This is a genomic window from Flavobacterium odoriferum, from assembly GCF_025499515.1.
Classification (GTDB): domain Bacteria; phylum Bacteroidota; class Bacteroidia; order Flavobacteriales; family Flavobacteriaceae; genus Flavobacterium; species Flavobacterium odoriferum.
In genome coordinates, this window is sequence record NZ_JAMKFA010000001.1 from 104,543 (window position 1) to 128,349 (window position 23,807).

Annotated in this window: 22 protein-coding genes and 1 tRNA gene; 7 read left to right on the top strand and 16 right to left on the bottom strand. The window is 32.4% G+C overall.

Annotation, left to right across the window (positions count from 1 at the left end; genetic code table 11):
- A complete protein-coding gene (locus M9Q43_RS00440) occupies positions 1-693 on the bottom strand; it encodes a 4'-phosphopantetheinyl transferase family protein (protein WP_262317023.1) in 693 nt (230 codons plus the stop codon).
- A gap of 130 nt (positions 694-823) precedes the next feature.
- Here M9Q43_RS00440 and ahcY point away from each other — a divergent pair, with 130 nt between their 5' ends.
- The 4 genes from ahcY to M9Q43_RS00460 all read left to right on the top strand — a co-directional run bounded on the left by ahcY (position 824) and on the right by M9Q43_RS00460 (position 5,359).
- A complete protein-coding gene (gene ahcY / locus M9Q43_RS00445; RefSeq protein ID WP_262317024.1) occupies positions 824-2,140 on the top strand; it encodes an adenosylhomocysteinase in 1,317 nt (438 codons plus the stop codon).
- Between the two features lie 156 nt (positions 2,141-2,296).
- Entirely contained in the window at positions 2,297-2,668 is a 372-nt protein-coding gene (locus tag M9Q43_RS00450; RefSeq protein ID WP_262317025.1) for a BlaI/MecI/CopY family transcriptional regulator, read from the top strand.
- Positions 2,665-4,134 carry a M56 family metallopeptidase gene (locus M9Q43_RS00455; RefSeq protein WP_262317026.1) on the top strand — a complete coding sequence of 490 codons (1,470 nt, stop codon included), beginning with the start codon at positions 2,665-2,667 and terminating at the stop codon, positions 4,132-4,134. Before M9Q43_RS00450 ends, M9Q43_RS00455 begins: the two co-directional genes overlap by 4 nt.
- Before the next feature lie 124 nt (positions 4,135-4,258).
- Positions 4,259-5,359, top strand: coding sequence for a DUF4407 domain-containing protein (locus tag M9Q43_RS00460; protein ID WP_262317027.1), 1,101 nt, complete (start codon positions 4,259-4,261; stop codon positions 5,357-5,359).
- Between the two features lie 93 nt (positions 5,360-5,452).
- Here M9Q43_RS00460 and M9Q43_RS00465 read toward each other — a convergent pair whose 3' ends face one another.
- The 5 genes from M9Q43_RS00465 to ruvC all read right to left on the bottom strand — a co-directional run bounded on the left by M9Q43_RS00465 (position 5,453) and on the right by ruvC (position 9,237).
- Positions 5,453-6,160 (bottom strand): PH domain-containing protein, encoded by a 708-nt coding sequence (locus M9Q43_RS00465; RefSeq protein ID WP_262317028.1) that lies wholly within the window; start codon positions 6,158-6,160, stop codon positions 5,453-5,455.
- Between the two features lie 124 nt (positions 6,161-6,284).
- The gene (locus M9Q43_RS00470; RefSeq protein WP_262317029.1) at positions 6,285-6,647 is read right to left on the bottom strand and encodes an MmcQ/YjbR family DNA-binding protein; all 363 of its coding nucleotides are present in this window, start codon (positions 6,645-6,647) and stop codon (positions 6,285-6,287) included.
- A gap of 8 nt (positions 6,648-6,655) precedes the next feature.
- Positions 6,656-7,417, bottom strand: a complete 762-nt coding sequence (locus M9Q43_RS00475; protein WP_262317030.1) for a cyclase family protein — start codon at positions 7,415-7,417, stop codon at positions 6,656-6,658.
- 51 nt (positions 7,418-7,468) lie between these two features.
- On the bottom strand, positions 7,469-8,620 hold the full coding sequence (hemW, locus tag M9Q43_RS00480; RefSeq protein WP_262317031.1) for a radical SAM family heme chaperone HemW: 1,152 nt from the start codon (positions 8,618-8,620) through the stop codon (positions 7,469-7,471).
- 62 nt (positions 8,621-8,682) lie between these two features.
- Positions 8,683-9,237: a crossover junction endodeoxyribonuclease RuvC gene (gene ruvC, locus M9Q43_RS00485; protein WP_133608526.1), complete on the bottom strand. Its 555-nt coding sequence runs from the start codon at positions 9,235-9,237 to the stop codon at positions 8,683-8,685.
- A gap of 31 nt (positions 9,238-9,268) precedes the next feature.
- Here ruvC and M9Q43_RS00490 point away from each other — a divergent pair, with 31 nt between their 5' ends.
- Both M9Q43_RS00490 and M9Q43_RS00495 read left to right on the top strand, forming a co-directional pair.
- Positions 9,269-10,195: a hypothetical protein gene (locus tag M9Q43_RS00490; protein ID WP_262317421.1), complete on the top strand. Its 927-nt coding sequence runs from the start codon at positions 9,269-9,271 to the stop codon at positions 10,193-10,195.
- A 9-nt stretch (positions 10,196-10,204) separates the two neighbouring features.
- Complete coding sequence (locus M9Q43_RS00495) at positions 10,205-11,314, top strand: glycosyltransferase family 2 protein (RefSeq protein ID WP_262317032.1); 1,110 nt, start codon at positions 10,205-10,207, stop codon at positions 11,312-11,314.
- 1 nt (position 11,315) lies between these two features.
- Here M9Q43_RS00495 and M9Q43_RS00500 read toward each other — a convergent pair whose 3' ends face one another.
- Positions 11,316-11,798, bottom strand: coding sequence for a hypothetical protein (locus M9Q43_RS00500; RefSeq protein WP_262317033.1), 483 nt, complete (start codon positions 11,796-11,798; stop codon positions 11,316-11,318).
- A 1-nt stretch (position 11,799) separates the two neighbouring features.
- The gene (locus tag M9Q43_RS00505; RefSeq protein ID WP_262317034.1) at positions 11,800-12,345 is read right to left on the bottom strand and encodes an energy transducer TonB; all 546 of its coding nucleotides are present in this window, start codon (positions 12,343-12,345) and stop codon (positions 11,800-11,802) included.
- A gap of 134 nt (positions 12,346-12,479) precedes the next feature.
- On the opposite strand from M9Q43_RS00505, the gene M9Q43_RS00510 reads away from it, so the two are divergent.
- Positions 12,480-12,980 (top strand): DUF456 domain-containing protein, encoded by a 501-nt coding sequence (locus tag M9Q43_RS00510; protein ID WP_262317035.1) that lies wholly within the window; start codon positions 12,480-12,482, stop codon positions 12,978-12,980.
- Between the two features lie 54 nt (positions 12,981-13,034).
- On the opposite strand, the gene M9Q43_RS00515 is transcribed toward M9Q43_RS00510, so the two are convergent.
- The 8 genes from M9Q43_RS00515 to M9Q43_RS00550 form a co-directional block, all read right to left on the bottom strand.
- Entirely contained in the window at positions 13,035-14,393 is a 1,359-nt protein-coding gene (locus M9Q43_RS00515) for a TonB family protein (protein WP_262317036.1), read from the bottom strand.
- A 4-nt stretch (positions 14,394-14,397) separates the two neighbouring features.
- Entirely contained in the window at positions 14,398-14,751 is a 354-nt protein-coding gene (locus M9Q43_RS00520) for a BlaI/MecI/CopY family transcriptional regulator (protein WP_262317037.1), read from the bottom strand.
- A 287-nt stretch (positions 14,752-15,038) separates the two neighbouring features.
- Positions 15,039-15,115: transfer RNA gene (locus tag M9Q43_RS00525), tRNA-Asp, on the bottom strand.
- Positions 15,116-15,201: 86 nt separating this feature from the next.
- Positions 15,202-16,128 carry a DUF58 domain-containing protein gene (locus tag M9Q43_RS00530; RefSeq protein ID WP_262317038.1) on the bottom strand — a complete coding sequence of 309 codons (927 nt, stop codon included), beginning with the start codon at positions 16,126-16,128 and terminating at the stop codon, positions 15,202-15,204.
- Positions 16,129-16,328: 200 nt separating this feature from the next.
- On the bottom strand, positions 16,329-16,646 hold the full coding sequence (gene trxA, locus M9Q43_RS00535) for a thioredoxin (RefSeq protein ID WP_133608539.1): 318 nt from the start codon (positions 16,644-16,646) through the stop codon (positions 16,329-16,331).
- Between the two features lie 120 nt (positions 16,647-16,766).
- Positions 16,767-18,218 carry an ATP-binding protein gene (locus M9Q43_RS00540; RefSeq protein ID WP_262317039.1) on the bottom strand — a complete coding sequence of 484 codons (1,452 nt, stop codon included), beginning with the start codon at positions 18,216-18,218 and terminating at the stop codon, positions 16,767-16,769.
- A 142-nt stretch (positions 18,219-18,360) separates the two neighbouring features.
- Positions 18,361-22,884, bottom strand: coding sequence for a DNA polymerase III subunit alpha (dnaE, locus tag M9Q43_RS00545; protein WP_262317040.1), 4,524 nt, complete (start codon positions 22,882-22,884; stop codon positions 18,361-18,363).
- A 154-nt stretch (positions 22,885-23,038) separates the two neighbouring features.
- Positions 23,039-23,734, bottom strand: coding sequence for a DUF6252 family protein (locus tag M9Q43_RS00550; RefSeq protein ID WP_262317041.1), 696 nt, complete (start codon positions 23,732-23,734; stop codon positions 23,039-23,041).
- Positions 23,735-23,807 lie beyond the last annotated feature (73 nt).

Below are 23,807 nucleotides of genomic sequence, written 5' to 3' on the forward strand. Positions count from 1 at the left end.
TTATTTATTTGGGAAAGCGCACACAAAGATATACGCTTCTACGTTATAAAATTGAATATAGAAGTTTTCTATTTGGTTATTAAAATGTAATTTAGCAGTACATTTTCCATCTTTTAAATCAAACTCGTCTTCAAAAATGTGCTCTGGAAAACTGATTCCTTTTTCATTCTTAATTTTAAAAATAGATTCTTTTACACCCCAAATTACCGTTGCTTTCTCTATTTGTTCCGAAGTGGTAAGATTTTCTAAATGCTTTACTCCCATAAATCTTGGTGCAATCTTCAAAGTTTTTTCTTTGAGTTTTTCCAAATCAATTCCCATCAATTCATCACTTATGCAAATACAAGAAAATTCATGTGAATGCGAAATGGAGATGTGTTGGATGATGGATGATGGATGTTGGGTGTTGGGTGATGGGGTTTCTTCCAGCTTCCAGCTTCCAGCTTCTGGCATTAAATGAGGTTTTCCAGCTTCATCATAAGTTAAATCATAATCATTATAACCCAAATGTTGTAGTAACATTCGAACAGCTAAAAATCCTTTTTGATGTTCTTCTGATTTCATCCCTTCTAGACGAAAAAGCGAAGTATCACGTAACGAAACAGCTCTAAATAACGAAGTTACGTCTTCTGTAATGTGCCAGAAGTATGCAGTTGTATTTTCGTTGATATGTAAAATTTTATGTAGCGGCATTTATATTTTGTTGTTTTTCAAATCGTTAGAAAATTAAACAATTCACAAATTAATAGAAATCTTTGAAAAAATAAAAAGTTATTTTGTAATTTTGCACTCTAATTTTAGAATATACAAATATACATAATAGATGAGTACACAAACATTACCTTATGTAGCTTATAAAGTGAAAGACATTTCACTTGCAGCTTGGGGAAGAAAAGAGATTGAATTAGCTGAAGCTGAAATGCCAGGTTTAATGGCTTTAAGAGCAGAATACGGAGCAACTCAACCTTTAAAAGGAGCTAGAATTGCTGGATGTCTTCACATGACAATTCAAACTGCTGTTTTAATTGAAACTTTAATTGCTTTAGGTGCAGAAGTTACTTGGTCTTCTTGTAACATTTTCTCAACTCAAGATCAAGCCGCTGCTGCTATTGCTGCTGCTGGAATTCAAGTGTATGCTTGGAAAGGTTTGAATGAAGAAGATTTTGATTGGTGTATTGAGCAAACTTTATTCTTTGGTGAAGACAGAAAACCATTGAACATGATTTTAGATGATGGTGGAGATTTAACCAACATGGTTATTGATCGTTACCCAGAATTAGTTGCTGGAATCAAAGGTTTATCGGAAGAAACTACAACTGGAGTTCACCGTTTATACGAAAGAGTAAAAGCTGGAACGTTGCCAATGCCTGCAATTAACGTAAATGATTCAGTTACTAAATCTAAATTTGATAACAAATACGGTTGTAAAGAATCTGCTGTTGATGCAGTAAGAAGAGCTACAGATATTATGTTAGCTGGAAAAAGAGTAGTTGTTTGTGGATACGGTGATGTTGGAAAAGGAACTGCGGCTTCTTTCCGTGGAGCTGGTTCTATTGTAACGGTTACTGAAATTGATCCAATTTGTGCTTTACAAGCAGCTATGGACGGTTTTGAAGTGAAAAAATTAGATACAGTTATCAAAACTGCTGATATTATTATTACTACAACTGGAAATAAAGACATCGTTTTAGGTTCTCATTTTGAGCAAATGAAAGATAAAACTATCGTTTGTAACATCGGTCACTTTGATAACGAAATCGATATGGCTTGGTTAAACAAAAACCACGGTGCGTCTAAAATTGAAATCAAACCTCAAGTTGATAAATACAACGTAAACGGAAATGACATTATCATTTTAGCTGAAGGTCGTTTAGTAAACTTAGGTTGTGCTACAGGTCATCCAAGTTTTGTAATGAGTAATTCATTTACAAACCAAACGTTAGCTCAAATTGAATTATGGAACAACAGTGCTGCTTATAACAATAACGTTTATATGTTACCAAAACATTTAGATGAAAAAGTAGCAATGTTACACTTAGCTAAATTAGGAGTTGAATTAGAAACGTTACGTCCAGACCAAGCGGAATATATTGGTGTAGAAGTACAAGGTCCATTCAAACCTGAGTATTACAGATACTAATTTTTAGTAAAAAGTAAAAAGTGATTAGTAAATAGTCACTTAATTATATAAAACCCTTGCAGTAATGTGAGGGTTTTTTGTTAAAATTTCATTCTACACTTGTAGAATTGATTTTTTATTCTACATTTGTAGAGTTAATTCTAAAAATGTAGAAGAATGCAATTATCAAATTCCGAAGAACAAGTAATGGAACATTTATGGAAACTTAAAAAAGCTTTCATGAAAGATATTTTAGAAGCCTATCCAGAACCAAAACCAGCTACAACAACATTGGCAACTTTGTTAAAACGAATGATTGATAAAAAATTTGTAGCATATACTGAAATTGGAAATTCAAGAGAATATTATCCGTTGGTAAAAAAATCAGATTACTTTTCAAAACACGTTAACGGATTAATCAAAAATTTCTTTAACGATTCTGCTTCTCAGTTTGCCTCGTTTTTTACCACTTCAACTAATTTATCAGAAAAAGAACTGGAAGAATTAAAAAAAATAATTGATGTAGAACTTCAAAAAAAGAAAAAATGATCGACTTCTTAATCAAATCAACCATCTGTTTAACGGTTTTTCTTGGTTTCTATCATTTAGTGTTAGAACGAGAAAAAATACATCAATTTAATCGATTTTATCTTTTGGGTTCGATTATTATTTCATTGATAATTCCATTCGTAACTTATCAAATCATTACAGAAATCCCTGTTTATGTTGATGCCGAAATGGAATTTTATCCAACAATTATCCAAACCGAAAAAGTAGTTGAACCCATCGATTATTTTAAAATCATTTCGTGGAGTTTGTACGGATTAATCACTTTACTATTCGCAATCCGATTTGGAAAAAATGCTTGGAAATTAATCTCAAAAACCATTTCAAATCCGAAAGTAAAATACAAAAACGCTAATTTGATTTTAATAGATGAAAAAACGCTTCCGCACACGTTTTTAAATTTTATTTACATCAATTTTGAAGATTATAACAATAGAAACATTGAAGACGAATTATACACACACGAATTAGTTCATGTAACTCAAAAACACACTTTAGATATATTATTTATCGAATTTTTGAAAGTAATTTTTTGGTTCAATCCCATTTTTATTTTCTATAAAAAAGCCATTCAACTCAATCACGAATTTCTTGCCGATGAAGAAATTGTGAAAACCTATAACAATGTCCCGTTTTATCAAAATTTGCTTTTACAAAAAGAAATTGGAACCCAAACGATTTACTTGGCCAGTAATTTGAATTATTTAGTAACCAAAAAACGATTAATTATGATGACAAAAAGCACATCGCAAAACACAGCTGTTTTAAAAAAGATAGCCATTGCACCCATTTTTGCAGTATTAGTTTCTTTTTTATGTATTGAAACCGTTGCACAAGAAAAAATAATAACAAAACAAGAAAAAACTGATAAACCATCTTCAGAAAAAACAATTAACCTACAAGCTGTAAAAACTGATGAACCATCATCAGAAAAAATAAACATCAAAACGGTTGACACCATCAAAAAAGTAAAACCTTTAGAAAAAGTAACCATCAAAGGCGAAGAATATCAAAAAATAGGCGACCATTATTTCAACGAAAAAGGCACAACCGACAGCACAGGAACCACAAAAGAGAAAAATGGTTACATCACAATTAACGATGAAACGCATTTTTATGTAACCAACGATGATGGCACAATTGAATATTTTGACCGTTGGGGATATCGTGTGAATGCAAAAGGCGAAAAATTGAATCCAAATCCAAGCTTAACCATTCAACAAGTAGAAAAAACTGATAAAGCTCAAGATCCATTAACAGTAAAATCACTTGATGATTTTGACATTGGAACAAAACAAAGTGGATATATTTATTTGAGTAATGATACTCATACTGGTACGTATTTCTTTATAAAAAACGAAAATGGTGAAGTAGAATATTACAATCGTTGGGGCAATCGCGTCAATGAAAATGGCGAAAAATTAACTCAACCCGAAGAAAAAAAATAACCCACTTAAATCCGCTCGAAACAGCGGATTTTTCTTTTACCAACTATTTTTCAACAAATTAGCAACAACTTGAAACTTTTGGCGTTAAATTTGTACTAATCATCATCAATCAAAATCAATCATCATGTTAAAACGTTTTTTTATGTTATGTTCGGGCGTAGATTCCGACATAATTAATGGCTGTTCCAATGGCGAGCAAAACAAATATGCCGGAATTGGAGCTACCGTTTTCTTCACTGCCGTAATGGCTTTTATTGCTAGTGCTTATGCGCTTTTTACCGTTTTCGATAATGCATTTATTGCAATAGCTTTCGGTTTAGTTTGGGGTTTGCTTATTTTTAATTTAGACCGATTTATTGTGTCTACTATTAAAAAAAGAGATAGTTTTCTAGATGAATTTATTCAAGCTACTCCTCGAATTGCTTTGGCGATTATTATTGCTATCGTAATTTCAAAACCTTTGGAAATTAAAATCTTTGAAAAAGAAATCAATACCGTTTTATTAAAAGAAAAGAACGAAATGATGTTGGCTAACAAAAAACAAGTTGCCAATTATTTTCAATCGGATTTAGATAAAAACAAAGCCCAAATTGATAGTTTAAAATCGGACATTCTTAAAAAAGAGAAAGAAGTAAACGATTTGTATTCGGTTTACATCACCGAAGCTGAAGGAACTGCTGGAACAAAAAAATTAGGCAAAGGCCCTGTTTATAAAGAAAAACGTGAAAAACACGATGCTTCTTTGCAAGATTTAGCAACATTAAAAGCTTCAAACCAAGCAAAAATCACCGATTTAGAAGCAAAAGCTAAAACTTTACAAACCGATTTAGACAAAAAAGTCACCGAAACCCAACCCATTATCGAAGGCTTCGACGGTTTAATGGCGCGAATTAACGCCTTGAATAAATTGCCATGGTTACCATCGTTTTTTATTATGCTATTGTTTTTAGCGATTGAAACTTCGCCAATTATTGCCAAATTATTATCGCCAAAAAGCGAATACGATTTCAAACAAGAAGACAACGAAATGGGCATCAAAAACATGCTAGCTCAAAATCGTTACCAAAGCGAATTACAAAAGAAAACCGATGCCGAAATTTACGATAAAGTCTATGCCGACATCAAAGAAGATAAAGAATTGTACAACTACAAAAAGAAAACTGCATTGGAATTACTAAAACTCCAAGCCGATGGTTTTGTGGAGAAGCAGAAAAAATCGATGTAGACCTTAACCGCAAGGTTTACAAAGGATAAAACAAAAATCCCGATAAGTTAAAATTTATCGGGATTCTTTTTATGTTTTATTAGCGGTTAGAAATTACAAAAACTTCAATATTTCGCCTTTCAATCTATCGTATTCACCTTGAAGGATTAATCCGTTGTCTAGTAATTTTTTATAATTCTGGAGTTTCGCAAACAATTCGTCTTGCGATAAATGTGCTAACCCTTTTTCTTCCGAAATTGGAGCTTCAACTTCTGTATCACGAATAATATCGTTTGAAGTTGGCATAATTTCAGCATAAAGCGTTACTTCTTCTGTTTGAACTTCCTCAATTTCTGGTTCTTGGACAGGAGTTTCAATTGGAGCTTCTGCTTTAACTTCTTCAACAACTGGAGTTGTTACTTTTGGATTTTTCAATAAATCCAATTGCTCTTTGGCGTAAGTATATAATTTTCGTGCTTGATTTTTTGGCAAATAATCAACTGTATGGGTTAAATCTGAATTAGTTGTAAAGGTGAAATCTGCTCCTAAAATACCTTCTTTTACAAACGAACCTGCGATATCATCCCAATCGTAATCAATGAATTCCATTGATAATCCTAAGTTTTTAGGTTTACATAAAATGATACGTTTGTTTGTCACCACAATGCTATCTGGAAAAATAGTTACTGCTGGTTTTTTTTGAACGGCAATATAGCCTACTTCTTCGTTCGACATTAAAAGATTCTCCAATTTAGCCGTGATTTTCTCAATAGCTTTTGGATCTTGATCTTCGTTTAATATTTTTTTTAAGTTGTCTATCATAATTTATTTCAAAATTCTTTATTCAAAATTCTTTATTCAAAATTGAATATTCAACATTTACTTTTTTACCTACAAGATTTTAAAAACCTCACAGAAATCATTCACAAAAGTAATGCCTAATTTTCTATTCTTGAATTTCTTGTTGGACTTTTTTCGTTAAACTTTTGAAAACAAGTTCATAGGAATGATTAATCAATTCGCACATCATTTTATCGGAAACATCACCATGAAAACGAACTGTATTCCAATGTATTTTACTCATGTGATATCCTGGCTCAATAGCTTCATATTCCGCTCGAAGTTCCAAAGCACGTTCTGGATCACATTTTAAATTTAACGATGGTGTTCCTTTTTCCCATTCGGATAATGATGTTAAGCAAAACATTTTTCCTCCTACTTTAAACACCAAAGTATCTTCATCAAATGGAAAATGTTCAGTGACACCTTTTTTAGATTGACAGAATTCGTATAGTTGTTGGATATTCATTTTGTTAATTACTTTTCAATTTTATACAAAACTGGTTTCGATGGCGAAGCATCATTTTCAAATGAAGCAAATTGTAAATTCAAAATATAACTTCCGTTTTGAATTCCTTCATTAACGTAAATCATTTCCGTAATTGTACAAGTAAAACGAGCATCTTTATTTACTTGATTCACGTCTTTTACATTCCAAAATGCTTTGTGTGCTAGTAATTTTCCTTCATCGTGTTCTTTGTCGACACTTGGTAAATCGATTAATAAATGTTGAATGCCTTTTTCTCTAATAAAAATCGCAGCCGCTTCATCCAAATAAGGCGGATTCGTATTGGAATAATTTAAATGTTTTTTGTTTTCTGGATTTGGTAATGTTCTTATGATGATAGCTTCTGGCGAATTTTCTCCTAGAACAATCTCTATTTGCTCTTTTGTAATGACTAAATCTTCTCCGATCGCTTTTGGTTCCACAGAAATCAATTCAGCAGTAAAGAAAAACTGTTTCAAACATTGATTTATTGAATAAAAATCTCGTGTGATATGTCCTAAACATTCTGTATGCGTACCATGTGCATGCGGATTGAAAAAAATATTATTGAAATTCGTAGACGATTTCCCTTCCGAAACTTTTCCTATCCAATCGCCCATTTTTACGGGTTCGATTTCGGGTAAATTTTGATACCACGCAATTGGATTTTGTTCGTTGTTTGTTAATGGAATAGAAATATCAACGGGTTTTGATAAGTCGATTTTATATTCATTGTTGATGAGTGCAATCATAATGGAACGCAGATTTAACGGATATTCTAACGCAGATTTACTGTGTTACTTTTACTCCAAATTTAGTAAAAATAAGTCGGAAGCTATTCCATCACTCAAAAACTTTCCTTTTTTTGTGGTTCGCAAAATATTATCATCCACAAACAACAAATGATCTTCTATGAATTTTGCTGCTTGTTGGTTCAAATAATCCAAATAAGTTTTTCCAAATTCTTGTTCGATTCTTTCAAATGAAACGCCCCAAATCGTTCTCAAACCCGTCATAATATATTCGTTATAGCGGTCAGTTTTGGTCAAGGTTTCGATTTCGATTGGCAATTTATTTTCTTGAATGGATTTGATATAAAGTGAATTATTTGACACATTCCAACCACGATTTTTTCCATCATAACTGTGTGCTGACGGACCAATTCCGATGTATTTTTTGCCTAACCAATAACTCGAATTGTTTTTGGAAAAATAGTTTTCTTTTCCAAAATTCGATAATTCATAATGAATGAATCCGTTTTCCGAAAGTTTATCGACCAAAATATGAAAATGTTCTTGTGCCACTTCATCATCAGGTTGCGGAATAATTCCTTTTTGAATGAACGAATGCAAAGCGGTTTTAGGTTCAACCGTTAAAGCATAACTCGAAATATGTGGCATACCAAAAGACAAAGCCGTTTCAATGTTTTGCAACCATTTTTCATTAGACATTTGAGGAACTCCGTAAATTAAATCAATGGAAATATTATCGAAATATTGTGTGGCAATTTCTAAACATTTTTTAGCTTCTTCCACATTGTGCGCACGATTCATCAGCTGTAAATCATCTTCAAAAAACGATTGAATTCCGATAGATAAACGGTTGACTTTATTTTTTGATAATTCTATTATTCGCGTTTCAGTTAAATCATCTGGATTGGCTTCAACTGTAATTTCAGGGTTTTCGACAACTTTAAAATTTCGATATACTTCATCAATCAAAAATCTCAAATCTTCAATCTGCAATATTGAAGGCGTTCCACCACCAAAATAAATTGTTTCAATTTGCTCGGTGATGGGTGATGTGTGATGGGTGATGGATTTGCTTCGCATTTCAATTTCTTTCGCTAATGCTAAAACCATTTCATCTTTCTTCTTCAAATTAGTAGAAAAATGAAAATCGCAATAGTGGCAAGCTTGCTTGCAAAAAGGTATGTGGATGTAGATTCCTGACATTTTATTAGTATTCAGTCACAGTCGCAGTTTGCAGTACTGAGACTGAAAACCGAGACTGAAAACTATTTTTTTACTCTATCTTCATTATTCTTCACAAAAGCATCCCAACCCGAATAACTTTTTTCGCCAACTACTTTTCCAGAATTGAAAAAATGACAAACTGCTGCTGCCAAACCATCGGTTGAATCGAGATTTTTTGGTAATTCTTTTAAACCTAATAGTTGTTGCAACATTTTAGCAACTTGCTCTTTACTGGCGTTTCCGTTACCGGTGATTGCCATTTTAATTTTTTTTGGTTCGTATTCAGTAATGGGAATATCTCTCGAAAGTCCGGCAGCCATGGCAACTCCTTGTGCTCTTCCTAATTTCAGCATCGATTGTACGTTTTTTCCAAAGAAAGGTGCTTCAATAGCAATTTCATCTGGATTGTGTGTGTCGATTAACTCAATCGTTCGTTCAAAAATGACTTTTAATTTCTGATAATGGTTGTCGTATTTGGACAAAATGAGTTCGTTCAACTGAAGAAATTCCATTTTCTTGTTGACTACTTTGATTAATCCAAAACCCATAATCGTCGTTCCTGGGTCAATTCCTAATATGATGCGTTCGTTTGCCAATTTTAGTGTAAAGTTTCGTTTCTTTGTACCAATGATTACAATTCCACACAAAGCTAAGCAATTCCTTGTTTTTACTATCAAACTTTTGATTGTAATTGGTGCGTTTTATTTTATTTATGGCCAAATTGCAGGAAATTCGAAATTAGAATGGAGTAAGTTTCAAACTTTGGTTTTGGAAAAAACTTCGATAACAACTATCATTTTTATATTATTGTTTAGTGTTGCGAATCGTTATTTTGAGATTTTAAAGTGGCAGAATTTAGTGAGTTTTATTAAACCGATTTCTGTTGGCGAAGCAAGCAAACAAGTTTTAGGTGCTTTAACTGCTGGAATTTTCACGCCAAATGGTTTAGGCGAATATGCTGGAAAAGCTATGTTTTTCAAAAAAGAGCAAACCAAAAAAGTAGTGTTTTTAAACCTGATTTGTAACGGAATCCAAATGATTTTGACCATTATTTTCGGAACTATTGGATTGATTTTAATTGGATATTGGAAATGGGCTTTAGCGATAATTGGAATTGCAGTTGCATTATTTTTTGCTTCTATTCTCTCAAAAAACATCACCATAAAAGGGTATTCGATTCAAAAATTATTGCATAAAATAAACGAAATTCCGAAGAAGATTCACCGTAAAAATATTTTGCTTGGTGTTTTTCGTTACTTAGTTTTTTCACATCAATATTATGTTTTGTTTTTAGTTTTTGATGTAGATTTACCTTATTTAACTTTGATTAGTTCCATTGCTGCGGTTTACTTTTTAGCTTCATCGTTACCAAGTTTCCAATTTTTGGATTTTGCTGTAAAAGGAAGTGTCGCTATGTTTTTCTTTGGAAAATATGGCATTAACGAATGGATTGTGATATTCATTAGTACCTTGATGTGGTTTTTGAACGTAGTTTTACCTGTGGTGATTGGGAGTTATTACGTAATGCGATTTAAGTTGAATACTTCAAAATAGTTTATTCGTATGTTAGAACTAATTCTCGGAACCGTTTTTCTTATTTACATCCTATTCATCGGGCAACTGATTTATGGATTTAATCGGATGAGACGTTTTTCAAAAGCAGAATTCACTCCAAAAACCTCTTTTACCATTGTGGTTCCTTTCCGAAATGAAAAAGAGAATCTTCCGAATTTATTACATTCGATTTCGCTATTGAATTATCCGAAGGATTTGGTTGAAATTATTTTGGTGGATGATGATTCTTATGATGGTTGGAAGATGGAAGATGGAAGATGGAAGTTTGAAATTCGATTAATTAAGAACGAAAGAAAATCAAATTCACCGAAGAAAGATGCGATTGAAACTGCAATTGAAATTGCCAAAAATGATTGGATTATTACTACTGATGCCGATTGTTTGGTTCAGAAAGATTGGTTGACAATTTATGATCAATATATTCAGGAAAATGAAGCAGAAATGGTAGCTTCTGGCGTTTGTTATCTTCCTAAAAATGGTCTTATGTCGGCCTTTCAGAATTTGGATTTCCTTAGTTTACAAGGCGCTACGATTGGAAGTTTTGGAATTGAGAAACCTTTTATGTGCAATGGTGCTAATTTTGCCTATTCCAAACAATTTTTCAAGGAATTAAACGGATTTCAAGGAAATGAAACCATTGCTAGCGGAGACGATGTTTTTCTACTTCAAAAAGCAGTTTCAGTTGCTCCGAAGAAAGTTGGCTTTTTATTAGCTAAAGAAAGTATTGTTGCTACAAAACCAGTTGCCACTTGGTCTGAATTGTTTCAGCAAAGGGTTCGTTGGGCTTCAAAAAGTACTGGTTATTCATCTATTTATGGAAAGCTGTTAGCGCTGGTGGTTTTTGGCGAGAATTTGACTTGGATAGTGAGTTTTCTACTTTGGTTGGTAGGTTTATTGGATCAAAACATTTTCATGCTTTTTGTTGCTTTAAAATTCCTAATTGATTTTATTTTGATTTATAAAACGGCAAATTTCTTCGAATCGAAATTACAATATGTATTGGCAAGTAGTTTGTTGTATCCGTTTTTTAGTGTTTCAGTAGCGATATACTCTTTGTTTGGAAAATATAGCTGGAAAGGAAGAAACTTTAAGAAATAAACTACTTTTCAACTTTAATAATTACGGGAAGTACAAATTGAGTTTTTACTTTAATTCCTCTTTTAATTGCGGGTTCAACTTTTGGAAAATCAGACAAACGTGCGGTTAAAATACTATCAATTTTTACTTTATCATACGTTACACTGTCTTTTGAAAACTGAGGTTCAAATTGCAAACTTGCATCAGGATTTATAGTCACTTTTACTTCTATAGTGTCCATTTCTGGATACAACATCTGCAAGGTGTCAATTCCTATTCGTTCCTGAATTGTTTGTGCTAAGTAATCGAAAAAACATTGTCTTTTTATTTCAACATCTTTAATGGTATCGCATTGCAAAACAGATGGAAATTCATCCACTTCATCCCAATTGATTTTTTTTAATTCTTGCTCTAATAATTCCTTTTCATCAGGCACTTGTTTATCGAAGTATTGACAAGATTGAATTACTAAAATCAAAAAAAGCAGTTGAATTATTTTTTTCATATTACTCTTGCATCTGAAAGTTTATAGGTATTGCATACAAAACATTTATCGGTTCTCCATCGCAAGTAGCTGGAATAGCAGTTGGCAATGATTTAATTATACGTATTGCTTCTTCCTCTAAAATCAATCCGTTTTTTGGGCCAATTGCTTCTTTAATTTGCGGATTTCCCTCTTTATCAATAATAAAATGAACCATAACCCTTCCTTGTAATTCGTGATCCATTGCAAATTCAGGATAATTCAATTTAGTCATAATATGCTTTCTAATATAATCTGTAAAAGTAATTTTTTCTTCAAAACCAGTTGTCGTACTTTTTCTCATGTAATAAGGTGATTCTTGATCACCACATTTAGGAAAATCATCTACATCTTTTTTGATATTATCAGCTAGTTTCGACTTCTCAATGGAATCAGCTTGCTTTTTTTGCTGTTTTGCAATTTTACTTTCCTTAACACGAACTAAATATGCATCCCATTCTTTCTTTTTTTGTTCGTCAGACTCTTTTTTAATTCTTGCCAATTCTTTCAAACGCTCTTGTGTTGACATATTTTTGTCTTGAGCAACCGCTAGATTAACAAATAGAAAAGAAATAAAAAGTATAAAAACAATTCTCATAGAATCAAATAATTAAAAAAGTATGAAACAAAGTTATAAATTTGTTAGACAATAACTAAAATCTTATGGAATACTTTTTATTGATTCTGGGTTTCATCTTAATGCTAGTTGGTATTATTGGTAGTATTCTTCCTGCTTTGCCAGGACCGCCTATTAGTTGGGTTGGGATTTTGATGCTATATTTATGTGAAAGTATTTCGATAAATTATTGGATTTTAGCAGTCACTCTACTAATAGCATTTATAATTGGCATTTTAGATTATATAATTCCTGCAAAAGGAACAAAGTATTTTGGCGGAAGTAAATACGGAATTTGGGGAACAAATATTGGTTTAGTTGTTGGAATTTTTGCTCCAATTCCGTTTGGGTTTTTAATTGGACCTTTTGTTGGAGCACTCGTGGGAGAACTTATTTATAACTCTCAAGAAAAAGGAAGAGCATTCAAAGCTGCTACTGGTTCATTTATTGGGTTTTTAGCTGGAACCTTTATGAAAGTACTGGTGAGTTTACTTTTTTTAGGACTTTTTTTAGTTTTAGTGTGGCAAAATAGAACGGTTTGGTTTTAATAAAAAACTCCACAAAATAAATTATGGAGTTTAATATTCTATTTCAATTCAATTTTATTGTATTTTAAAAGTAATTGGAATTACGTGTTTAACACCAATGATTTTACCTTTTTGCTTTCCGGGAATAAACTTAGGCAATAAACTAATAATCCGTTTGGCTTCTTCTTGCAATAATTCAGAATTTACTGGACCCCTAACCCTTAAAATTTCAACGTCACCATTTTTATTAATTAAATATTCAATCATAATTCTTCCTTGAATATTTTTTTTCATAGCTTCAACAGGATAGGTAAAATTTTGTTTAATATGTTGTTGCATTTGAGTATGAAAACAATCAAATTGAGCGGATTTTTCAACTCCAACACAATCAGGAAATAGCGGAATTTGATCCATTACTACAAACGGAATATCATCTGAAATTTCTTCAACCTTTACCTCTGTATTAACTTTTGGCTCCATTTTTACCATTGTAGAAGGAGTTTTTGTAGTTTGATTTGGTGCTGTTTCTGTAGTTTCATTTGGCTTATTTCCCACAACTTTTTCAATTTTTTTTACTTCCTGAGCAACAATTGTTGTAGAAAATACAGTCATTGACAACACTACTACTGGAATTACTACTAAATACTTTGCAATTCCTCTTCTTTTTGATTTTGATTTTTGTAACATAACGATTCGTTTTTTGATTAATGATTGATTATAAAAATTATTTGTTAATGAAATAGAATTACAATTTAAAATTTGGCAAAGTAAAACTTCGAAATATTTTTTTTTGTCTTCGTTTGCACTTTTCATATCTGCTTCAAATTCATGAAGTTCAATAAATCTTTTGTGATAATGATATAAAATTGGGTTGAACCAAAATACAATTTTCAATATTTCAACAATAAGAATATCTAATGAATGCCATTGCTTTGCATGAACTAATTCGTGTTTTACAATTACATCAAAATTTTGATTATCGGTTCCGATAAAAATAAAATTAAAAAAAGAAAATGCTTGATTAGAATTCTCTATATAAAACAAATTACTTTGATTATTTTTAAAATGTTTTGAACTTTTTATTAGGCTGAAAATTTTAATTAATTTATAGAAGAAAAGCCCAAAAAAGATTAAAAATCCGATTAAATAAATTATAAAAATAAATGAATATGCACTAGCTTTTTCATCAATATTGAAAACAGAATTATTTCTTGTAATTACAATTTCTTTTAATTGAATTATTGCTTGTTCTTGATCAATCAAATTAATCGGAATTTCTATCAACGGAATAATAAATGACAAAATCAATGACCCAATTAAGTATATTCTATTCGCTTTAAAAAAAGTTTCTTTCTCAAAGAAAATTTCAAACACAATTACAAATAAAGCTTGCAAAATAATTGCTTGAAGACTATAAATTAAAAAAGCACTCATTACTTTATTTTTTAATTTCTTTTAATAACGACTCTATATCTGATAATTTAACATCATTCTTTTTAATAAAAAAAGATACCATTTCATTAAACGAACCCTCAAAATAATTTTCAACTAATTTATTTATGGACGAATTGCTGTATTCCTCTTTATTTATTAGCGGAAAATAATAATGCCACTTCCCTTCTTGTTTGTGGGAAACAAAATTTTTACTTTCCAATATTCTAATAATTGTTGATACAGTATTGTAAGCTGGTTTTGGCGAGGCTAACATAGTAATTACTTCTTTTACATTTGCAATTTCCAATTCCCACAAAACCTGCATTATCTCTTCTTCTGCTTTAGTTAATTGTTTCATTTTACGAACTAATTTTTTAGTTTATAAAAACAAATATACAAACTAATTTATTAGTTACAACTAAAAAAATGGTTTAAAAGTGATTTTTCTTTTAAAATTTAATAAATTGGAATATATAAAGGAATACTCAAAAAGTATATAAATCAAAAAAGCTCTGCATAAATGCAAAGCTTTCCATTGGTCTAACTACTAAACCTTTTGGTACTTTCGTACCTAAACAACACAACTATTTTAAATATTTTAAGAGGGCAAAAAAGCCTTTCTTTTACGAAAGGCTTCCTCTTTACTGGCGGTCTGGACGGGACTCGAACCCGCGACCCCATGCGTGACAGGCATGTATTCTAACCAACTGAACTACCAAACCAGTGCTTGATTGCGAGTGCAAATATACTACGCTTTTTCATTCCTGCAAATATTTTTTAGAAAAATATTAAACTTTTTTTATCGCTTTTACCCAAACTTTTGTTTTTCAACTAAATACGTAGTCATAATTTTTTCAAATTTTTCATCTACAGAAACTGGAACATACTTAATTTGGTACTGCATACAGGTTGTTTCTACTGTTTTGAAAAATTCTTCAACCTTTTTTTGATACGATTCTTGTGTATTTTCGGCAAATAAATTAATCTCTTCTCCTGTTTCAACATCGATAAATTTTCTTGGCGTGTTATCAAAACTGAAATTTAATTCTGTTTTTTTATCATACACATGAAAAACTACCACTTTATGTTTGTTGTGTTTTAAATGTTGTAGTGCCTTGAAGATTTTCTCGCTATCTTCGTTTTGAAACATATCGGTAAACAAAACTACCATCGAACGACGGTGAATATTTTCGGCAATTTGATGTAAAAAAGTAACTGTATCTGTTTTTTTGGTTTGATTATGATTTTCTAAAATACCTTCCAGCTTATTTAAAATCATGCGATGATGACGATCACTCCCCTTTTCTGAAGCATAGAATTCGTAGGTATCTGAATAAACGCTCAATCCAACAGCATCGCGTTGTTTTTTAAGCAAATTCATCAAAACCGCAGAAGCCAACACCGAAAATCCGATTTTATTCTCATAAAACTGTTGATTATCTTTCAATTTTGGATAATGCATCGAAGACGAATTATCTAAAATCAAATGGCAACGCAAATTGGTTTCTTCTTCGTAGCGTTTGGTATATAATCTATCGGTTTTAGCAAACAACTTCCAATCAATATGTTTGGTACTTTCTCCTGGATTATAGATTTTATGTTCGGCAAACTCTGCAGAAAACCCATGAAAAGGCGATTTGTGCATACCCGAAATAAAACCTTCGACAATTTGATTAGCCAAAAGCTCCAAATGCTGAAAACTGGAGATTTTTTGTATTTGAGATTCTAAATTCATATCGTAAAGATAGAAAAAGATTTTAGAAATGGGAAGCGGATAAAACGGATTCGCTCAGGCGAAACGCAGATTAAAACTGATTTTTATTATATGAACTCTTCAAAACGAAAAAATTATAATAAAACCCTATGTAACTATGTGTTTTAAAAACAAAAAAGGCTCAACTTTCGCTGAACCTTTCCTTATCTATTTTCTGTTGATTATAGTAATGCGTCAATTGCATCAGTATAGGTTTTTTTAGGCGCAACACCCACTTGTCTTCCTACTACTTCTCCGTTTTGGAAAATTAATACTGTTGGGATGTTTCTAACACCGTATTTTGCAGCAAATTCTTGGTTTGCATCTACGTCCACTTTTCCTACTACTGCTTTTCCTTCGTACTCGCTGTGGATTTCGTCGATAACTGGTCCAACCATTCTACATGGTCCACACCAAGCTGCCCAAAAATCTACTACTACTGGTTTGTCTGATTTTAATACTACCTCATCAAAAGTAGCATCTGTTATTGCTAATGCCATATTTTTCTATTTAGTTTTATACTTATTATGAATGCAAATTTAGGAATTAAATTGAAATGATTTCGCTTTTAAAAATCAGTTTTAATTATTCTTATATTGTTAGAATTGATTAAAAAATTATCAAGCCCAAAAAGGAATATACTTTTTGTATTTTCTTGAATTACTCATTGGATCATCATCTTTTATTAACCCATCATTTATTGTATCTTTAATAATCCTTGATGCAATAGCTGAATTTTGCTCTTCTATTTGAAAGCGCTCTCTTAAACTTTGATTAGTCATAATGTCATTTGAAACATATCGCAAACAAGCATGTTGATAACAAGCTCTTATTTTATCTTTCTTATCTAACTTACTCAAATCTTTATAACTAAAAAGCGTTATTCTTGTTCTCTTTTCAGACACAATAAAATCTACTGCTGGTAATTGATACATTTCATTATAAAAAATAACTTTATCTATACCACTACCTTTCTCTTCGCACATTCCAAACCTTCTTAAAACATCCGCAAGCCTTTCATTTCTGGAAACATACTCGTCAATAAATCGTTGAGGTGTAATCAATGGAATTCCCGGATTCGAAATTTCAATTCTATCTGAAAATATTTCTATCATTGGAAATCCTTTTTCACTAAAGTCTTGATGGATAATTGCGTTTGCAACAAGTTCTCTTATTGCAATTTCAGGATACATTCTAGTTTCACTTCTAAAAGCTCTTCCTATTTCCTCATTAGCTGGAAGTTGACCATTAATCCAATCTATTAATCCCTCAAAACCTACGGCATAACCTCGTTTCCCTATTTGCTCTCTTATTGTGTCAATCTTGTTTTTCCCTTTGTAAACAATAACACGAACTGCCTTTCTACCTACCTCCTCAAATTCATCTAAATTTTTAGCTAGTAGTATGGCTCCTAACTTAGTAATATCGTAGGAATCTTTATTTTTTTTAATAAATTTTTCTGAAACGAATTTTTCTATTACTGCTTCCTGATTATTAGGATAAGGTAATTTTAGTAATTCAAAATAAGTTTGAGTATTTAATAAATTTACAACTTCATTTGAAGTTAATTTTTGCTTTATTAATTGTTCTTCCAAGGGCTTAACTGGTTCTTTTCGCCATATTTTAGCTTCTTTTTCTGGAAACTCATTCAAGTTTCTAGTATAACTTGAAATTCTTACATACGGCTTATGAAGAAAACTTACTGGTCTATTTATGGCACTTGGAATAATTACTAATGAAATATTTATTCCTTCTTTGTATTCAAAACAATGAGTTCTAAAATCAATTTTGGGTTCTAGTCTATTAATTAGCCAACTTTCTATATCTTCTTTTCCTTTTTTTGCAGATTTAATATTAAAAGTTGTACCTAATATTTTGTGTGTTTTATCTTCAATTCCATAGACAAGATATCCAAAAGGCTGATTATGCAAACACGCTCCATTAGCTAATGCAGAAATTCGCTCCCCTATTTCTTCTGCTGAATGATAATTATGTTTAAACTCAACCCATTCACTTTCGTTAGGTTGTTTTGCCAAATCATTTACAATATTTATTAACTTTTCTTGCTCCATAATCAAATAACCATCAAATAAACTTCTCTTTATTTATAAGGGCTTAACACAAACATACTATACTTTAATCAAATAACCATCAAATAAGATTATATAATTGTTAATAACTTTTGCAAACAATCTACATCTTTTGTCTAAAAAACTAATTCAATTTAAAATTGACTTGCATTTTTTCTAATTCTTGAAGTAACTCGGACGAAATTTTTACTTTCAATTTTCGGCTTGGCATAGAAAGTTTTGTTTTTACAATAATTTCTTCTTTCTCTACTGGAACTTCAATATTCATTTCTACATCTTCACCTGCTTCATCAATCACTTCTTCATCAACATCAATTGGCGTTATTAGTGAAACATCTGCTGCTGTAGTTTTAATTTTTTCCAATTCCATAACTTCAAAAGTCACCGAATTATCACCCGCATTTGCAGCAAAAAGCTCGTTCAATTCTGCAACAAAATTGGAATGCAGATCTTTAATATCTAAATGGATAAATAGTTTTTTAGCAAACGTTGGCAACACATCGGCTAACATTTTGGCATCTAAAAACTGAATTCTTGGATCAGATTTTTTACCTGTTTCACGATTTACCCAACCTTCTTTCACGTTAATCTTAAAATATACAAACTGATTTTGCAACAAGAAATGACGATACTTCAAATATTCTTCGTCAAAAATTCGGAACTCGTAACTCTCGTCATACCCTTCTAATACAAAAGTTGCCCAACCTTTTCCGTTTTTGGCAGTTCTATGTTGTACATTGGTTACAATTCCTCCAAAAGAAAGGTTTTTGCCCAAATGTTGCTCCAAATTTTTAAGCGATTCTAATTTTGCATTGCAGAAATATTTCATTTCAAACTTGTAATCATCTAACGGATGTCCCGAAATGTAAATTCCAACGACTTCTTTTTCTTTGGCTAACTTTTCCATTGTACTCCATTCTTCACATGGTGGCACTTGTGGTTCTGCAATTTGTACTTCCGAAGCATCGCCAAACAAACTTACTTGCGATGAATTTTCGTTTTCTTGAAATTTCGAACCATAACGAATCGCTTTTTCTAAAAACGTAATTCCATCGCCATCATGATGAAAATATTGAGCTCGATGAGTTTCGGTAAAACCATCAAAACCACCTGCTAATGCTAAGTTTTCGAATGCTTTTTTATTCGCAGCACGCAAATCAATACGTTTGGCTAAATCGAAAATAGATTTGTAATTTCCGTCTTTTCTATTCTCAACAATAGTTTGAACAGCTCCTGCTCCAACGCCTTTAACAGCTCCCATTCCGAAACGAACAGCATAATTTTCGTTTACTGTAAATTTATAATACGATTCATTCACATCTGGACCTAAAACGGCTAATCCCATACGTTTACATTCTTCCATAAAAAACGAAACTTGCTTGATATCGTTCATGTTATTAGAAAGTACCGCAGCCATATATTCTGCAGGATAATGCGCTTTTAAATAAGCCGTTTGATAAGCAATCCAAGCATAACAAGTAGAGTGCGATTTGTTGAAGGCATAACTTGCGAACGCTTCCCAGTCTTTCCAAATTTTCTCTAAAATAACAGGGTCGTGACCTTTTTCTGCTGCTTGATTGATAAATTGAGGTTTCATTTTGTTCAAAACGTCAATTTGTTTTTTACCCATCGCCTTACGCAAAACGTCGGCATCACCTTTTGAAAATCCGGCTAATTTTTGTGACAAAAGCATTACCTGCTCTTGGTAAACGGTAATTCCGTAAGTTTCTGCTAAGTATTCTTCACACGCTTCTAAATCGTATTTGATTTCTTCTTCGCCGTTTTTTCTACGAACGAAAGAAGGAATATATTCCAATGGTCCCGGACGATATAATGCATTCATGGCAATTAAATCGGCAAAAACAGTTGGTTTTAAGTCCTTCATGTATTTTTGCATTCCGGGCGATTCGTATTGGAAAACCCCAACCGTTTCACCTCTTTGGAATAACTCATATGTTTTTTGGTCATCAATTAGAAAATTATCAGGGTCTAAGTCGATACCTAAACGATATTTCACCAATTTCACCGTGTCTTTAATTAAGGTAAGGGTTTTTAATCCTAAGAAGTCCATCTTCAACAAACCAGCACTTTCAGCTACCGAGTTATCGAATTGCGTAACATATAAATCGGAATCTTTTGCCGTAGTAACAGGAACGAAATTGGTAATATCACTTGGCGTGATGATTACTCCACAAGCGTGAATTCCGGTGTTTCGCATGGAACCTTCTAACACTTTTGCTTGCTGAATGGTTTCTCCTGCTAAATCTTCTGAGTTGGCAATCCCAATTAATTCTTTGACTTTATCAAATTCTTCCGAACGCAATGCTTTTTTGACTTCACTTTCGTCTTCGGCTAAAAATCGGGCTAAATTCCATTTGGAAGGCATCATTCCTGGAATCAATTTGGCGATTCTATCGGCTTCGAATAATGGCAAATCTAGAACACGAGCGGTATCTCGAATCGCTGACTTCGTAGCCATTTTACCATAGGTAATAATTTGCGCCACCTGATTAGAACCGTATTTATTGATTACATAATCCATGACACGACCACGACCTTCATCATCAAAATCGATATCAATATCGGGCATGGAAACACGGTCGGGATTTAAGAAACGCTCAAAAAGCAAATCGTACTTAATTGGGTCGATATTTGTAATTCCTAAACAATACGCAACTGCAGAACCCGCTGCAGAACCACGACCTGGGCCAACAGAAACATCCATTTTTCGGGCTTCGGCAATGAAATCTTGTACAATTAAGAAATAACCTGGATAACCGGAATTGGAAATCGTGAGCAATTCAAAATCCAAACGTTCTTTGATGTCATCGGTTAATTCGGGGTAACGTTTTTCGGCTCCTTTGTAAGTTAAATGTCTTAAATAATTATTCTCGCCTCGCACGCCACCGTCTTCGGCATCTTCAGGAACTTCAAATTCATCAGGAATTTTAAATTTTGGAAGTAATACATCACGATATAAAGAATACGCTTCCACTTTATCAATAATTTCTTGAATATTGATAATTGCTTCGGGTAAATCCGCAAAAAGTTGCTTCATTTCGTCACTCGATTTGAAATAATATTCCTGATTTGGCATCCCATAACGATAACCACGTCCGCGACCAATTGGTGTTGCTTGTTTTTCACCATCTTTTACACACAATAAAATATCGTGCGCATTGGCATCTTCTTTATTAACGTAATAGGTATTGTTGGTTGCAACCAATTTCACATTGTGCTTTTTCGCGAAAGCAATTAATGTTTGATTGACGCGATTTTCATCTTCTTGCTTGTGTCGCATTAATTCCAGATAGAAATCAGAACCAAATTGCTCTTTCCACCAAATTAAAGCGTCTTCAGCTTGACTTTCACCGACATTCAGAATTTTACTTGGAATTTCTCCGTATAAATTCCCGGATAAAACAATGATGTCATCTTTGTATTGCTCCACTACTTTTCTATCGATACGCGGAACGTAATAGAAACCATCGGTATAAGCAATTGAAGACATTTTGGCTAAATTGTGATAGCCTTTTTTATTTTTTGCCAATAAAACTACTTGATAACCATTATCTTTCTTGGTCTTATCTTTATGATCGTCACAGATATTGAATTCGCAGCCTACAATAGGTTTAATTTCGGTTTCTGTTGGTTCTTCTCCTGCCTCAATTGCGGCTTCAATTTTTGCTTTAGCAGCTTTGTTATGATTCATAACAGCACTTACAAAATGGAAAGCACCCATCATGTTTCCAGTATCGGTCATGGCTACCGCTGGCATTTTGAATTTTGCTGAAGCTTTCACCAAATCATTAATTGCAATGGTAGATTGCAAAACTGAAAACTGCGTATGATTGTGCAAATGCGCAAAAGCAGCGTCTTTTAAATCTGATTTTACTTCCTCTGAAATTGTGGTTTGAACTTCCTCTTGTTCAATTTTTTTCAAACGCACTCTGATTTCCTCAGAGGCTTGTTTCAGATTAATATGTTTTAATCCGATTAATTGAATTTCGCCCAGATTTTTTTCTCGGAAGCTTCTAAAATATTCTGGAGTTACATCTAACTCTTCTTTGGTAAAAACTTCTCTTTTGATTAACTCTAAAAAACAACGAGTAGTTGCTTCCACATCGGCAGTTGCATTGTGCGCTTCTGCAAAAGGTTGGTTGAAAAGGTATTGATGTAATTCAGTTAATGTTGGTAATTTAAATCTTCCGCCACGACCACCTGGCAGTTTTAATAAACTGGCAGTAATTTCGGTACAAGTGTCTAAAACTGGCATTTTAGTCATATCGGAACCAATATTCATACGATGGAATTCGCATCCCATTATATTAACATCGAATCCTACATTTTGCCCTACAATAAATTTCGTTTTTGAAAGTGCGATGTTGAATTTCTCTAAAACTTCCGATAAGAGAATTCCTTGCTCCATTGCCAATTCCGTAGAAATACCATGAATTCTTTCGGCATCATATGGAATATTAAAACCTTCGGGCTTTACCAAATAATCTTGGTGCTCGATAAGATTTCCCATTTCGTCATGCAACTGCCATGCAATTTGAATACAACGAGGCCAGTTATCGGTATCGGTAATGGGTGCCGACCAACTGCGAGGTAATCCTGTGGTTTCTGTATCGAAAATTAAGTACATCTATCTGATAATTAAGCTTTAGAAAAATTTAGAAGCTGATTTTGAATAAAAACAAAAATACATTTTAAGTTATTGAATGCCAATTTAAGTTATCAACAAAAACAAAAAACCACCTGAATTACTCCAGATGGTTTTAATATTTTTAAATTGTTTTTTAGAATGTTGAGAGTGGAATCTTATAAAAAACACCTTCTGAGAAAGTTACAACATCTCCTTCTGCATTAACAACATTAAATTTGAATTTTCCAGTATATAAACCATTATCAACTTCTTCGATAGTGATTTCTCCATTACTTTGCTGAACATTAACAACTCTAAAAGTTGCATTTTCATCACCTCCAACTACAGTAACGATATCTCCAGCTACATATCCTTCACCTCTTGCTACAATAGTTACATTTGTTACAGCACCTGAAGCAGTTTGAGTAGCAACCCTTAGTCCTACACCTGAACCTCCGATCGTTTGCGCACCTGGAACACTTGTATAACCAGTTCCGCCTGTAATCATTCCAGATAATTTAAATGCTGGTCCTTCAACAGTTGTTGTATTGTAAAAATCTTCAAACCCATCGATATCATTAGTGTAAGACGCATGATTACCCAAATAATCATTTGTACCTAAAGTATAAGTTCCTGGATCAGAAGCGCTTGATTTTAGTACTACGGTTTCATATGGTGTATAAGCAGTAATCGTCATTCCTCCATCACCATCGATAGAAACTCTTGCATCATTTGCTCTCCACTGCACATCATTCAATTTTGCTTGAAAAGCAGGAGTGTTAGTTTGTATATCTTGCTGACAAGAATTAAAGAATACTACTATTGCTATTAAAGAAAGAATTTTTTTCATTGTGTTAAGTTCTAATTATAAGTAGGAAACAAAAATAACTTTTTTATCTAAATAAACACATATTAGTTCTAAA